Origin of the sequence: Paenarthrobacter sp. NPDC089988, from assembly GCF_044748465.1 — a bacterium.
GTDB lineage: Bacteria > Actinomycetota > Actinomycetes > Actinomycetales > Micrococcaceae > Arthrobacter.
Window position 1 is genome coordinate 168,112 of record NZ_JBIVGD010000003.1, and the last position, 14,553, is coordinate 182,664.

At 65.8% G+C, this 14,553-nt stretch carries 13 protein-coding genes; 4 read left to right on the top strand and 9 right to left on the bottom strand.

Going from position 1 to position 14,553, the window contains the following annotated elements:
- Positions 1-16: 16 nt before the first annotated feature.
- Positions 17-541, top strand: coding sequence for a MarR family winged helix-turn-helix transcriptional regulator (locus ACIPV6_RS06145; RefSeq protein ID WP_400270021.1), 525 nt, complete (start codon positions 17-19; stop codon positions 539-541).
- Here ACIPV6_RS06145 and ACIPV6_RS06150 read toward each other — a convergent pair.
- From ACIPV6_RS06150 to idi, 6 genes are read right to left on the bottom strand one after another with little or no spacing between them, the layout of a single operon-like run.
- Positions 536-1,855, bottom strand: a complete 1,320-nt coding sequence (locus ACIPV6_RS06150; RefSeq protein WP_400270022.1) for a prenyltransferase — start codon at positions 1,853-1,855, stop codon at positions 536-538. The two genes, ACIPV6_RS06145 and ACIPV6_RS06150, sit on opposite strands and share 6 nt — an antisense overlap.
- The gene (locus ACIPV6_RS06155; protein WP_400270023.1) at positions 1,852-2,217 is read right to left on the bottom strand and encodes a lycopene cyclase domain-containing protein; all 366 of its coding nucleotides are present in this window, start codon (positions 2,215-2,217) and stop codon (positions 1,852-1,854) included. The genes ACIPV6_RS06150 and ACIPV6_RS06155 overlap by 4 nt, the downstream gene beginning before the upstream one ends.
- A complete protein-coding gene (gene crtI / locus ACIPV6_RS06160) occupies positions 2,217-3,884 on the bottom strand; it encodes a phytoene desaturase family protein (RefSeq protein WP_400270024.1) in 1,668 nt (555 codons plus the stop codon). The genes ACIPV6_RS06155 and crtI overlap by 1 nt, the downstream gene beginning before the upstream one ends.
- The gene (locus tag ACIPV6_RS06165; RefSeq protein WP_400270025.1) at positions 3,881-4,786 is read right to left on the bottom strand and encodes a phytoene/squalene synthase family protein; all 906 of its coding nucleotides are present in this window, start codon (positions 4,784-4,786) and stop codon (positions 3,881-3,883) included. Before ACIPV6_RS06165 ends, crtI begins: the two co-directional genes overlap by 4 nt.
- Entirely contained in the window at positions 4,783-5,889 is a 1,107-nt protein-coding gene (locus ACIPV6_RS06170) for a polyprenyl synthetase family protein (protein WP_400270026.1), read from the bottom strand. Before ACIPV6_RS06170 ends, ACIPV6_RS06165 begins: the two co-directional genes overlap by 4 nt.
- Positions 5,886-6,434 carry an isopentenyl-diphosphate Delta-isomerase gene (gene idi, locus ACIPV6_RS06175; RefSeq protein WP_400270027.1) on the bottom strand — a complete coding sequence of 183 codons (549 nt, stop codon included), beginning with the start codon at positions 6,432-6,434 and terminating at the stop codon, positions 5,886-5,888. The genes ACIPV6_RS06170 and idi overlap by 4 nt, the downstream gene beginning before the upstream one ends.
- 83 nt (positions 6,435-6,517) lie before the next feature.
- Between idi and ACIPV6_RS06180 the strand changes: the two genes are divergently transcribed.
- Complete coding sequence (locus ACIPV6_RS06180) at positions 6,518-7,081, top strand: MarR family winged helix-turn-helix transcriptional regulator (protein WP_400270028.1); 564 nt, start codon at positions 6,518-6,520, stop codon at positions 7,079-7,081.
- 479 nt (positions 7,082-7,560) lie between these two features.
- Complete coding sequence (locus ACIPV6_RS06185; protein WP_400270029.1) at positions 7,561-8,028, top strand: hypothetical protein; 468 nt, start codon at positions 7,561-7,563, stop codon at positions 8,026-8,028.
- 1 nt (position 8,029) lies between these two features.
- Here ACIPV6_RS06185 and ACIPV6_RS06190 read toward each other — a convergent pair whose 3' ends face one another.
- From ACIPV6_RS06190 to ACIPV6_RS06200, 3 genes are all read right to left on the bottom strand, one after another.
- Entirely contained in the window at positions 8,030-9,280 is a 1,251-nt protein-coding gene (locus tag ACIPV6_RS06190; RefSeq protein ID WP_400270030.1) for an Nramp family divalent metal transporter, read from the bottom strand.
- Between the two features lie 89 nt (positions 9,281-9,369).
- The gene (locus tag ACIPV6_RS06195; RefSeq protein ID WP_400270156.1) at positions 9,370-10,173 is read right to left on the bottom strand and encodes a CPBP family intramembrane glutamic endopeptidase; all 804 of its coding nucleotides are present in this window, start codon (positions 10,171-10,173) and stop codon (positions 9,370-9,372) included.
- A gap of 27 nt (positions 10,174-10,200) precedes the next feature.
- Positions 10,201-12,012: a thiamine pyrophosphate-requiring protein gene (locus ACIPV6_RS06200; protein WP_400270031.1), complete on the bottom strand. Its 1,812-nt coding sequence runs from the start codon at positions 12,010-12,012 to the stop codon at positions 10,201-10,203.
- Positions 12,013-12,224: 212 nt separating this feature from the next.
- Between ACIPV6_RS06200 and ACIPV6_RS06205 the strand changes: the two genes are divergently transcribed.
- Positions 12,225-14,426: an HNH endonuclease signature motif containing protein gene (locus tag ACIPV6_RS06205; RefSeq protein ID WP_400270032.1), complete on the top strand. Its 2,202-nt coding sequence runs from the start codon at positions 12,225-12,227 to the stop codon at positions 14,424-14,426.
- Positions 14,427-14,553 lie beyond the last annotated feature (127 nt).

The following is a 14,553-nucleotide window of genomic DNA, read 5'->3' on the forward strand; positions in this document are numbered from 1 at the left end:
TGCGAAGGACTGTTGGATGGACGCAGACGGCCACGCCAAGGGCTATTGGTACGGGAAGGACCCGGGACAGAAGGAACTCGCCGTTGGCGTCCTGAATGCCCTCCGGGACTACCGGGTGTCCGAACAGGCCATGCGCAAACGGACCCGCTCCTCCATGCTGATGGGCGAAAAGGACCTGTTGGCGCTGCGGTATCTGTTCGAAGCCGAGGCTGATGGCCGCGTGATGAAGCCGAAGGACCTGGGCGACCGGTTGGGCATAACCTCGGCGTCCATGACCACGCTGATCGACCGGCTGGTTGATTCCGGGCACATCCGCAGGGAACCGCATCCCACGGACCGTCGGGCGCTGATCCTGCGGCCCACGCCCACGTCCGACCAGGAAGTCCGGCACACCCTGGGCGCCATGCACCGGCGCATGCTGGACGTTGCCAGCGGCCTGGACCCGGAGCAAGCCCACGTGGTGATGGATTTCCTTCGGCACATGAGCGAGGCCCTGGACACGATCGACCACGAACCTGCCGACGGCCACGAGCCATCATGAGCTGAGGCTCCACTGCAGGATCAGGACGAGCGTCACCAGGAATCCTGAACCGTAGTTGAGCCAGATGAAGCGGCGCCAGGCCTTATTGGTGCGTGCCGCCGTCGTATCCGTGACATTCCACCAGGGCGCACAGTTGGCCACGTAGGGCAGGGCCACCACGGCTGCCAGCGGCCCGGGCCACGGCGTCGCCAGCATTGCGAGTCCAGCCAGCAACCAAAGCACGACGGCGAGCCGCACCGTTGCGCGGGCACCGATCACCGTGGCGATGGAACCGATGCCGGCCTGGCGGTCCGGGACGATGTCCTGCACCGCACCGAACGCATGCGCCGCCATGCCCCAGACGAAGAACGCGGCCAGCAGGATCAGGAGGCCCGCCGTCACGTCCGCCCCGGCCAGCGCCAAACCCACGACGGCGGGACTCACGAAGTGCGTACTGGACGTGATGGAGTCCAGCAGCGGGCGTTCCTTGAAGCGCAGTCCGGCCACGGAGTAGGCCACCACGGCGAAGGCGCTGACCGCGAGGCTCACCCACGCGGCGGGCCCGCCGGCAAAGGCCAGGACCACCAGGAACGGCACGTTGGTGATGGCGGCCAGCCACAGCATGGGACGGTGCAGCCGGGGCGGCAGGAGGGCGCCTTCGATGCCGCCCTTGCGGGGGTTCTGCAGGTCCGAGGCGTAGTCGAACACGTCGTTGATTCCGTACATGGCCAGGTTGTAGGGGATCAGGAAGTAGAACGTGCCCACAATGAGCACCCAGTCGATCTCCCGGTTGGTCAGCAGCATGGCCGCGGCAAAGGGGTAGGCCGTGTTGATCCAGCTCACCGGCCTCGAGGCGAGGATGGCTTGGGAAAACAGTCCGGCGGGGCGGGATCCGGAGGGGACCGGGGGATTGGGGCTCACGGAGTCGCGGGCATCTTCCGAGGTGGCCGCCTTCGTGTGGGCAGCCGTGCGGCGTGTCAACCACAACCACAGCCCGGGTAGGAGCAGGACGGCGGCCAGTGGGTAGGCGAAGTCCTCCAGCGGTGCCAGGCCGATCTTCGCGCCAAGGAGATGGGCTTCGTCATAGTGGAACAGCTCCATGCCGATCATCACTGAATCGAACACCGCCGTGAGGACCGCCAAGGCAGCAAAGGCCAGCCCCACGGCCCGCCAATGCGCTGCAGAGGGCCCCTTGGCGGTGCCGTCCCGCTGTCCGTTCCCACGTTGGCTGCCGCCGGCCGCGATGGCGCGTGCCGCCGTCGTGCTCCTTGCAAAAGCCGCACCGGCAACAGCCGCGGCACCTACGAACGCCAGGGCGAGCCAGAAGTACGTCATGCGTGCTCCCGTTCGCGTTCGGAACTGCCCGGGGCTACCTGCGTCTGCACCCGCCGCTCGAGGATCCGCCGGGTGCCCGTGTACAGGACCATGGTGCAGAGAACAAGGAACAGCAGGAACACCGGCTCTTCGAGGGGGAGTTCGGGCGCCAGCAGGATTCCGGTGGCTATGGCCCCTTCGCCCCGCAGGAAGATGCCCAGGCCGATTCCCGCCAAGTCCCAGCCGAGGAGGAACACCAGCCCGACGGCGGTGACGATCGCCGCTGCCTTGGCGTCGTGCCAGAAGAAGAGCCGGAACCGGTGGTCAAGGAGCAGCATGCATCCGATGCCGGCGAGCAGGGCTGCCAGGTACACGAAGCCCATCAACCAACCTTCCTGCCGGTGGTGCTGCGGCGGCGCACGGGGCTTGGCCCGGCGCTGTGGTCGCCACGGATCCGTTTCAGGACCAGTTCGGCGCTGATCAGGCACATGGGCACACCGACCCCGGGCGCCGTGGTGGCCCCAGCGTAGTACAAACCATCTACCTTCTTGGAGGCATTCTGCGCCCGGAACATGGCGCTCTGGCCCAGGGTGTGCGCCGGTCCCAGCATGCCTCCCCGCCAGGAGTTGTAGTCCCGGGCAAAATCCGCGGGGCCAATCGTGTGCCGGACAACGATGCGCTCACGGAGGTCCGGAATGTCCGCCCAGCCGGCGACCTGGTCAATGGCGGCGTCGGCGATGGCCTCGATCCGCGAGTCTCCCGTGCCCTCCGCGCCGCCTGGGCCCAGCGATGGATCGGCCGGGATGGGCACCAGGACGAACAGGTTCTCGTGGCCACCCGGAGCCACACCGGAGTCCGTTGCACTGGGCTTGCAGACATAGATCGAAGCGGGATCCGGAATTCGCGAGGGCTTGCCGAAGATCGCCTCGAAGTTGGCTTCCCAGTCCCGCGTGAAAAACAGTGAATGGTGCGGCAATTCGGGGAGCTGGCCGCGGACTCCCAGCATCACCAGGACCGCCCCTGGTCCGCTTGTCCGGCGCTGCCACCACGAACGCGGATAGCTGCGGTCCGCGATGTCCAACAGTTGCGTTTCCGTGTGGTGCAGGTCGGCCCCGGACACAACGGTGTCCGCCACGCTGAAGTGCTCGGCTCCGCTTGCGTCCCGCCACTTGACGCCTGTGACCTCGCGGGAGCGCCTGCTGCGGAACGGTGCCGGACCCTGGAAATGGCCGTGTGGCGTGAAGCGTTCCTGGCCCTTGGTTTGGGCTTGCCTGGTGGCGATATGCAGCACCTGGGCATCGGTGTGGATCCGGACACCGGCCTCCACGGCCAGGGCTTCAAGGCGTTGGACGAGTTCCCAGAAGCCACCGATCGGATACTGCACCCCATCGCCCAGGTCCAGGGCGCTCATGAGGTGGTACATGGCGGGAGCATCCGCGGGATTGGTCCCCAGGAACACTGCCGGATAGCCCAGCACCTGGCGCAGCACGGGATGCTGGAAGCGCTGGGCGATGAACTTGTCCAAGGGCGTGGCCAACAAGCGGGCCAGCTCGGGGAGTCCCCGGAGCACATCGGGCTGCAGGAGTGCCTTGAGCCGGGTGAACGGGTTGTAGAGGAAGAACCGTTCGGCCATGTCAGAGGTGTGCCGGGCCGAGTCCAGGTAGGCTCGCAAGCGATCAGCGCTGCCGGGTTCGAGGCGTTCGAATGCGTCCCGCACCTGGTCGCTGCCCAAGGGGACGGTCAACGGCTCGGGCCGGGTTCCGGCGTCGTGCGGTTCGCTGAAGACGCGGTAAGCGGGACTCAGCGTGCGCAGATCCAGCTGTTCCTCCGTGCTGGTTCCAAGCAGCTCGAAGAAATGGTCGAAGACGCGCGGCATGAGGTACCAGGACGGGCCGGTGTCGAAGCGGAAGCCGTCCCGTTCCAGCGTTCCCGCGCGGCCTCCCACCCGCGGGAGCTTCTCCAGGAGCTGGACCTCGTGGCCTTCGCGGGCAAGGAGCGCGGCGGTGGCAAGCCCAGCAATGCCACCGCCGATCACTACTGTCCTGGTCATGAGCGGGGTTCCAACCAGGTTGCGGCGACCGCGCGGGCGGCCAGTCCGGCTTTGAAGACATCGGGCACGCGGACCCGTGACTCGTAGAGTTCGGCAACGGACGTCCGCTCGATCCGCCGGGTCAACGCTGCGAAGAGTGCCAGGGCGCTGCGCACGGCCGCGCGGGCATCGTGGGGGAGCAAGGGGATGACGGCGTTGGCGTCGGCCAGTTGGGAACGGATGGTTTTCACCCATTCGGCACGGTCCGCGTCTTCCAGGTGGTCCGCGGTCCCGAGGTAGCTGCGGCCCAGGCGCGTGGTGTCGTCGGAGAGGTCGCGAAGGAAGTTGATGTTCTGGAAAGCAGCCCCCAACCGTCCGGCGCCGTACTCCAAGGCCGCAGCGTCGGCGTCGTCCATGGCCTGCCCCCGCACGAAGACCTTGAGGCACATCAGTCCCACAACCTCGGCCGAACCGTAGACGTAACCCTGGTGGGCAGCGGCGTCGAAGCGGAGCGGTGCGGCCGGCGCCGAGTCCTGGGCACCGAGGTCGGTGCGCATGGAAGCGAAGAAGGGGTCCACCAGGGTCTCGTCGATTCCCGCCACCCGGGCAGTCTGTGCGAAAGCATGGATGATGAGGTCGCTGCTGTACCCGATCTTCAGCGCCCGGTGGGTTTCGTCCACAAAGTGGTCCAGGGCCTCGCATTGCTGCTTGCGGCTCAGTCCGGCCTCGGCGGTGACGCCGTCAACCAGCTCGTCAGCCACGCGGACCAGGGCGTAGATGTTGCGGACGTGCTGGCGGTGCCGCGGACCCAGGAGGCGCGTGGCCAGGCCGAAGGACGTGGAGTACGCCGCGATGACCTGGTTGGCGGCCCGCTCGGCGGTGCGGGTGAAGTGGCTGAAGGAGGTGTTCACGTCGAGGCTCATGATTGGCGTCCTTCGAGTTGTCCGGCGAGCTCCAGCAGCACATCGCGGGCTCCGCCGGGGATGCCTGCGCTGGTGATGGCCTTGCGGAATTCACGCGTTTGTTGGTCGATGTGGCCTTGGACGAAGGTTTCCGCCCCGCACCCGGACAGCAGCTCCCGGACTCTTTCGGCGTCGCTGCCGCCCAGGTCCGCGCGGCCAAACCATGGCTCGATCCCGGCCCACGCGCTGGTCTTCCGCGCGTAGGCGATGATCGCCGTCTGCTTGCCTTCGCGGAGGTCGGAAAAAGGATCCTTGCCGTGCTGGCGCGGATCCCCGAAGGTGGACAGGAGGTCGTCCTGGAGCTGGAACGCCAGGCCCAGGTGGCGGCCCGCCGCTGCCAGTGTGGACTCCGTGGAAGGTTCGACGCCGGCAAGCGTCGCCGCGGCGCGCAGGGGCAGTTCGAACGTGTACGTCGCGGTTTTGTATCCGCACATGGTCAGGATGGTTTCGAGTTCGGGGGCGATAATGCCATCTCCGAGGCCCACATCGATCTGTTCTCCGGCCACTGTTTCATTGATGGTGTGTTCCAGCAGGTCCAAGAGCCGGATCCGGGTTTCCTGCGGCAGATCCGCGCGGGCGAACGCCTGGTGGGTTGCGGCGAGCAGCATGTCGCCCATCAGGATGCCGCCGGTCTGGGCCCAGTGCAGCGCGCTGTCCGGACGGCCGGCGTCGGGCCTTTCCCCGGACGGCGGCAGTTGACCGGCCTCCGCGAGGAGGGACCCGATCAGGTTGGGCCGCCCGCGGCGCACCAGGTCGCCGTCGATCACATCGTCGTGCAGCAGGAAGGCATAGTGCAGGAGTTCGATGGCGGCGGCGATGGAGATGGCAGTGCCGCGGTCCCGGGCGTTTGCTTCTGTCAGCGAGTCGTAGGTCTCCACGAGCAGCAGGGGGCGGACGAACTTTCCGCCGAGCACGTTTTCCCCGGCGATCTTCCAGAGCCGGTGGAATTCGGGGCCGTACCGGACAGCGGTCTTGGTCCGCCCGCCAATGAGGGCGGACAGTTCGCCCTCGATGGCCGAGCAGAGATGTGGCCTGGCCCGGACCATGTTCGGCATGGTGGTCATGCCGAGACTCCAAGCGTGAGGCCCTTGGCCTCAAGGAGTTGGGGAAACTGCAGGGCGAGCCATGGGCTGAACGCGCTGGCCGTATGTTCGAGTGCTCCAGACAAAAGCTCCGGCGAGACCCACACCCAATCCGCCACCTCCGTAGGGTTGGGCCGGAGTTCCCCATGGATCTGCGCGACGTAGACAGGGCAGAGTTCGTTTTCCACCACGCCGCTAGGGTCCACCGCCCTGTAGCGGAAGTCCGGAAGGGCCAGTTCCAGGCGGGTGATGTCCGTCCCCAGTTCGAAGCGTGCCCGCCGCATGACGGCTTCCTCCGGATCTTCTCCCGGGCCGGGGTGTCCGCAGAAGCTGTTGGTCCACACGCCAGGCCAGGTTTTCTTTTCCGGGGAGCGGCGGGTCAGGAGCAGCTCGCCGGCGCGGTTCATGAGGTAGCAGGAGAAGGCGAGGTGCAAGGGTGTGTCCTCTGTGTGCACCCGGGATTTGAGGGCTTCCCCGATGGGGGTGCCGGCATCGTCCAGAAGGACAACCATCTCTGCGGTGTTCATGGTGAGCCTTCCTCCAACGCGATTATTGCTAGACAAGCTAGAAAAAAGACTACCATGTAGGCAGTTAGGTGTAACATACTTTCATGCTCAAAAAGGGAGAAGTTGACGCTGCGTCCTCCTCCCGTCTCTACGACATGGAAGCCAACGATCCGTTGCAGCAACTCGTGGACAGGAGTGGGCTCAGCGACGCCGACCTGCGGCAGATCAGTCAACTGATGGCTGCCCTGGGTCGGCTGCGCGACGCGGAAGAGCGCTTGTCCGAGGCCTCGCTCAAGTACATGAAGCTCAACCCCTCGGACATGCGGGCGCTCCACTACCTGATTGTCTCCGCGAACAGGGGCGTCATCGCCACGCCGGGCGCCATCGCCGCCCAGTTGCAGATCTCGACGGCGTCCACCACCAAGTTGCTGGACCGCCTGGAACGCGCTGGTCACGTCACCCGGCAGCCGCATCCCTCCGATCGGCGGGCCCTGGCCATTGCCATCACACCGGAAACCCATGAGGCTGCCATGCAAACCGTGGGCAGGCAGCACGCCCGCCGGTTCCTGGCCGCAGCCCGCCTCACGCCGGCCGAAAGGGACGTGGTGATGCGTTTCCTGGACGACATGGCCGAGGAGATCTCGGTAGACAAGGACGCCTGGGAGTAGGGAGGCTGCTCGACGGGGGGGCGGCGCCTGGTGGCCGTCCGCTGCCCGGCGAGCCGACCGCCGTCGTAATCCGCTACGCAGGGCTGTGCCGCTACCACCGACTTTGACGACCGGAAGGTGGTCGGAAGCCCACTGGCCCGGCGCGTCGGCACTTTCCCCATCCAAAGGGAGTTGTGGCGGTACGCCGGACTCGCGAAACACAGGTTCCGTTGGCTGCCGGAGTGCAGATGATAGAGCCTTCCGGTAAAGGGGGTGTTTGGTGAGAGAGGAACGGCGGAAGGGGGGTGTTTGGTGAGAGAGGAACGGCGGGGTCGACTGGGCCTTGCAAGCGTCGTGTGCAGAATCACACAGTGAGGTGGCTGATCACCTATTGAACGTGACTGTGCGCGCTTGGTAACTTAGCTCTGGCAAGTCATGCCACTCCCCATTTTCCCGCACAGCACCTAAGCACGACGGGCACATTTTTTTGAAAGGCCACCATGGAATTGCTGTGGGAAATTGCCGGTTGGACAGGCGCCGTACTCATCCTGAGTGCCTACTTGAGCGTCTCCATGGGCTGGTTGAAAGCGGGCCGACGTTTCCAGACGGCCAACCTGATCGGGGCGGTCGCCTTCATGATCAACGGCGCCGTCCACGGGGCGTGGCCGTCAGTGGTCACCAACGTGGCCTGGTTCCTGATTTCCGCGATAGCCCTGGTCCGGATGCGCGCAGTGACCGAAGCGCCGGCGACCATCGCCGAGGAAGTTCCGCAGGTCCAGTTCCCCGGCGTACCTGACACCACCGGCCAGATCGCCGTGGTGGAAGCCATCACCTCGGCCGTGCACGGCGATGTTGAACACCGCGTGGCCGAGTGCCAGGCCAGCCTGGCCGGCGGACACGCAGACTACGTGCCCGCCGAGGACTGCGCCGGGAAGCAGCCCGTAGGCCTGGCCGCGGGTGCCGCCTGAACTAACCCTGGCCTGACAACGTCAGCGTGATCAGCACGCAATTCAGGCCGACGATCAGGGTAGCGCTGGTCCATCCCGCGATCTTCAGCGGCAGGGAGTCGGTGTGGAGCCCCATGACATCCTTCTTGCCCGTGAGCCGGATCAACGGAATCAAGGCGAAGGGGATGCCGAAGCTCAGCAGCACCTGGCTCAGGACCAAGGCCAGGGTCGGTTCGATTCCGGCGCCCAGGATGATCAACGCGGGGATGAGTGTGATGACCCGCCGGGCCAGCAGCGGCACACGGACCTTCAGCAGGCCACCCATGATGGTGGCGCCCGCATAGCAACCCACGGAGGTAGAGGCCAGCCCGGAGGCCAGCAGGCCGATGGCAAAGACGACGCCGATTGCCGGACCCAGCGCTGATGTGACGGCCGCATGTGCTCCGGCGATGGTGTCCGTTCCCTCGATCCCACGCAGGCTCGTGGCCGCAAGCAGCAGCATGGAGATGTTGACGACGCCGGCCAGCAGCAACGCGCCCACGACGTCGAACCGCGTGGCCTTGATGAGGCGGGTCCGGATGATCGGATCCGGGGAGAACCCGTGGCGGTCCCGGGCCAGCGCGGAGTGCAAGTAGATGGCGTGGGGCATTACGGTGGCGCCGAGCATGCTGGCGGCGAGGAGCACGGTGTCCGTGCCTTCAAAGCGCGGGAGCAGCCCGCCGAGTGCTTCACCCGGATCCGGTGGGCTGACCACCAAGCCGGACATGAAGCCCACCGCGATGACCCCCAGCAGTACAAGGATGGCGTATTCGAAGGAGCGCTGCCCCCTCCGCGATTGCAGGGTGAGGAGCAGCATTGACGCAATGCCGATGATGACGCCGCCGGTCAGCAGGGGGAGGCCGAACAGCAGGTTGAGCGCCACGGCACCGCCGATCACTTCGGCCATATCAGTGGCGCCTGCGACAATTTCCGCCTGCAGCCAGTAGGCGCGCCTCCGCTTGTTTCCCAGGCGCTTGCCGAGGATTTCGGGGAGGCTCATACCCGTGGCCAGTCCCAGCTTGGCGGATTGGTATTGCACCAGTACGGCCATGGCGTTGGCTACCACCAGGACCCAGACCAGAAGGTAGCCGTAGTTGGCGCCTGCCGTGAGGTTGGCGGCAACATTCCCAGGGTCGACGTAAGCAATGGCGGCCACGAAAGCCGGGCCGAGCAGCAGCAGCCGCGACCAGACACGGCCGGGGGCTGCTCGTTTTTCCAGGGTGGGTGTTGCCACGGGCAATCCTCGTCATTGGGGCGTAATGATATTGCGAGGATAGCCGAAAGTTAGGCATACCGAAAAGTTCCGCTTCGGTAGACCGTTTGCTAGTAGATGAACACTGGCAGCCACTCCCGGTTGTGGGCGTGCACCAGCGCCAGGAATAGCACGAAGTCGAAGATCAGGTGGACGGAAACCACGTACGTGAAGGACTTGGTCAGCTTGAAGGTGTAGCCCTGCAGCAGTGCGAACGGGAACGTCAGCAAGGGACCCCATGACTGGTAGCCGATCTCCCACAGGAACGAGCAGAACACCACGGACTGGAGCAGGTTGGCCAACCAATCCGGGAAATGGTGCCGCAGCAGGGTAAACGTGGTGCAGATGAAGAACAGTTCGTCCCAGATGCCCACGGTATTAACCCCGAGGAAGAGCCGCCAGAAGATGGTGGGATCCGAGGCCTCAGGCCAGTTCCGGTAGACGCCGGTGCTGATCAGGTAGGCCGGCAGGATGAAGTAGCCCAGGGCTACCACTCCCACCAAATAGAGCTTGGCCGCGAGGGGCCATTTCCGCCCCGTGTTGACCGGGAACCTGATGATGTCTTCCCGGTAGGCGAAGCGCGAAACCAGCCAAGGAACCAGTACCGCCAAGGCCAATGCGCCGCCCATGAGGGCCATGTGCTCCAGGCTCAGGTCCGCATTGAGCGGCACCAGGCTGATGATCACCATCCCCGCGGCGATCAAGGCGAGGTGCCGCAGCAAACTCCGGTCGATGAACGCGGCCGTGACCAGGCTGAGCGTGACCAAGGAGTAGCCCAGCAGATCGTTGCCCAGGGCGAACAACGGGATTCCGGACACCGAGAGAAGCCCCGCGGGCAGGAGTTTCCAGCTCAAGGCGGTCCGCGGCGCATCCATGGAGAGTGTGGTCACCCCTTCAGCATCTCAAGAGTCCCGCAACCGCGCCTCCCCATCCGCGTACGCATCGAGCAGACGCCGCGCATGCCCGCCGTCGGAACCTTCGGCCTTGAGTGCGGACTGCATGTCCCCGAGCTTCTGTTCACCGGTCGGGAAGGGCGGGAGCAAAGGGGTGCCGGGGTCCGTGAGGACTTCCAGCACAGCGGGGCGGTCGGCTGACAGCACCTCGTCCCAAGCGGCTCCAAGCTGCGCCGGATCGTCCACGCAGACGCCCTTCAGGCCAAGCAACTCGGCATAGCCGGCGAACGGGAAGTCCGGCAGTTCCTGGCTCGCATTGAAGCGGGGCTCGGCTTCGGTTTCGCGCTTTTCCCACGACACTTCGGCAAGGTCCCGGTTGTTGAAAACGCACACGACGAACCGGGGGTCGGACCAATCGCGCCAGCGGTGGGCAACCGTGATCAGCTCGGCGACGCCCAGCATCTGCATTCCGCCATCGCCGGCCAGTGCCACCAAGGGCTGGTCCGGCCTGGCGAGTTTGGCGGCAAGCCCGTAGGGGATGGCACAACCCATGCTGGCGAGGGTCCCGGACAAGTGGGCCGGGACTCCGGGCGGAAGGGTCAACTGGCGCGCGTACCAGTAGACGCAACTGCCGACGTCGATACTCACCTGGGCGTTGTCCGGGAGCCGGCCGTTCAGCTCACGAACAACAAGTTCCGGGTTGACCGGGCTGGCAGCGATCCGCGCCCGTTCTTCCGAAAGCTTCCGCCATGCGCGGACCTGGTCTTCGACGTCGGCACGCCACTGGGCGCGCTGGCTTTCCTTCTCCTGCTGTTTCGCGTCCAAGCGGGCGGACAGTTGGCGCAGGGTTTCGGCGGCGTCCCCCACGAGGCCGAGTTCCACGGGGTACCGGTTGGCGATCTTTCTGCCATCGATGTCGATTTGCACCGCCCTGGCCTGGCCGGGCCGTGGGTAGAACTCCGTCCAAGGATCGTTCGAGCCGATGATCAGCAGGGTGTCGCAGTTCTCCAAGAGGTGCGCGCTCGCGGTGGTGCCGAGGTGGCCCATGGTCCCGGCGGCGAAGGGCAGGCTCTCGTCCACGTACGGTTTCCCGAGGAGGCTGGTGGTGATGCCCGCGTTGAGCTTTTCCGCCAACGCCACCACTTCTTGTTGGGCGTTGCGCGCGCCTTGGCCAACCAGGAAGGCCGGCCGTTCGCCTTGTGACAGGATGTTGGCGGCGGCATCGAGTTCCTCGTCCCTTGGCATTACCCTCGCTGGATGCCAGACAGGAGCGGTGACCACAATGCCGTGTTCGGGCTCCAGTTCGGGGGCCTCGGCGGTTTGCAGGTCGTGCGGCACGATCACGACGCACGGGGTCCGTGTTTCCAGCGCTGCCCGGAAGGCCCGGTCGATCAGCATGGGGACCTGTTCGGGGGAACTGGCCAATTGGGCGAACTGGGCCGCGACATCCTTGAAGAGGGTGAGCAGGTCGATCTCCTGCATGTAGGCGGATCCCAGGACTGTCCGGCTTTGCTGTCCGATGATCGCCACTACGGGCACGCCGTCCATCTTTGCGTCGTAGAGGCCGTTGAGGAGGTGCACTGCGCCGGGACCCTGGGTGGAAGTAACCACCCCAACCCCGCCGGTGTATTTGCCGTGGCCCACCGCCATGAAGGCCGCAGCTTCCTCGTGCCGTGCCTGCACGAATTCCACGTGGTCCTCGGCGCGACGGAGGGCACCCATGAATCCGTTGATGCCGTCGCCGCTGTAGCCAAACACCCTGTCCACACCCCATGCTTTGAGGCGTTCCACGATCAGATCCGAAACAGTCCGCTGAGTCATGCCCGGGCTCCTGTAGTCAAGTTAGTCGTTTACCGCCTCTAATCATAGTAAGTATCCTTATGGATTTGGCGCTCAAAATTTCGACGATCCCGGATTTCGCGAAATGTGTGGCGCCACGCGTTAGTCATGTCCGCCGACACCATTCGAGCGGGTTTTCCACATAGGGAAGGTGGGGTGGTCACGGGGGATTGGTGTGGTGAAAGGGTGGGTTTATGGGATTCAGCGAACAGGTTGAGGCGTCACGGACGGGTGCGTCCGGAATGGCTCCTGCCGCGGGTTCCGGGGCCATCCCGGGTGTTGCCGGGCTGCTGCTTGATGCCAAGGGCGTGACCAAAAAAATGCCGGGTGACCCGGCGCAGCTCCTGCAGGGAAGGTCGACACCATCCCCTGGGGATTCTTACGAGCCCCTCGACGATGCCCTTGGTGCCCTTGGGGCCCTGGGTGGTGGTCTGGGCGCCTCTTTGAGTGATGTTTTGGATGATGGGGCCACGGCACTTGAAACCCTCCGAGCCACGGCCCTCCCGGCAGCGGGGTTGTTCGATTTCGGGGAAGCGGCGGATTTCGCTGGCCGGGTCGAGGAACTCGCCCGCACCATCGAGTACCTCCAAATTGTCGCGGCCCAGGCGGTGGAACGGACCCGCGAAGAAGCCAAACACGCCGGCACCGCAGCCGCCGGGTCACGCGGCATCACGGGGTGGCGGACCGGCTGGACCGAGGACGAGACACCCGCCCGGACCGGCCCACACACCACCAGCCCTCACACCATCAGCCCTCACACCACTGGCAGCACCAATAGCAGCGACAGCACCAGCAGCGGCGGCAGTACGGGTGCGGGCGCTGGTGGTGTTGGGGCTGTTGGTGTTGGTGCTGGTGTCACGGACGTGGCCGGGGTTCGGGTCCACGGCTCCGTGCTTGATGACGGGTATCGGAACGCCGCGGAGTTCCTACGCGCGCGGCTGCGGATCGAGATCCGCGAAGCCCGGCGCCGCCTGTCCCAAGCCGCGGCCCTCCTGCCCTCCACCACCCTCACCGGCGAACCCCTCCCACCCCGACACCCCGAACTCGCACAAGCCCTGGCCACGGCACTCCTACCCTCCCGCACGGCGACCATCATCACCGGCGCCCTGGACCAGGTAGCACTCATCGCCCACCCCGACACCCTGACCGCCATGGAGCACGCCCTGACCCGCACCGGAACCGAAACCGACCCCGACTTCGTCAGCAAAACCGCCCGCCGCTGGATCAACCGGATCGACCAAGACGGCCCCGAACCCAGCGAAGAAGAACTCGGAACCCTCCAAGGCGCCTTCATCCGCAAACCCCGACGCGGACTCCACCACATCGAAATCTTCGCCACCGCCGAACAATACGAAACCCTCGCCACCGTCATGAACACCGCCACCAACCCCCGACTCACCCCCAACACCACGGATCAACAAGCCCACACAACCACACCCCAAGAAGCCACCACCACGGCACCCGCAACCACCACAACCACCAACCTCACCACCCCCGCCGGACAAACCGGGCAAGCCGGACAAGTCGATCACGCCGGGCAGGGCGGACAGGTCGTGGAACTGGACCGCCGCTCACGAGCCCAGAAACTCCTCGACGGCCTCGTCGGCGGCTGCGCACTGGCCCTGAAAACAGGCCGCCTCCCAGCCAACGGCGGCCTCAAACCCCAACTCACCACCTACATCCACGCCCACGAACTCCTCCCCCACCTCCAAACCAACCCCACCACACCACCCAACAACCCACCCAGCAACACGGGCAGCACCAGCACCGGGCCAGGCGGCGAACCCGGCAGCACCGGGCCGGGCAACACAGGCAGCACCAGCACCGGGCCAGGCAGCCAACCTGGCAGTACCGGCACCGGGCCGGGCAACGACCCCGGCACCGGGCCGGGCAACGACCCCGGCGACACAGGCAGCCACAGCGAACCCGGCAACACGGGTACCGGCACCGGCACCGGCCGGAGACTCAGCAGCGCATCAGCCACCTTCGCCGGCCCGATCCACCCCAGCACCCTCCGCAAAATCGCCTGCGACGCCGACATCCTCCCCGTCCTGCTCGGCAGCGACGGACAAATCCTGGACATCGGCCGCACCACCCGGATCTTCCCACCACCCATCCGCCAAGCCCTCAACGCCCGCGACCAAGGCTGCGCCTTCCCCGACTGCACCATGCCCACACCCTGGTGCGAAGCCCACCACATCACCTACTGGTCACACGGCGGACCCACCAGCGTCGACAACGGCGTCCTCCTCTGCAGTCACCACCACCACCTCATCCACAAAGAACAATGGAAAATCACCACCAACAACGGCATCCCCTGGTTCACCCCACCACCACACATCGACCCCACCCAAACACCCCGACGAAACCACCACCACACGTCCATGCGGAGATAGGCTGCCGCGCGCGTGGATTCGCCCTGCACTGCGGATGTACTAGGCCGGCAGGCACATCCAGCGCGGCGAACGGACCCAGAGCACGGACGGCAGCACGCGAGGCATCAGGACCAAGAGCGCGCAAAGG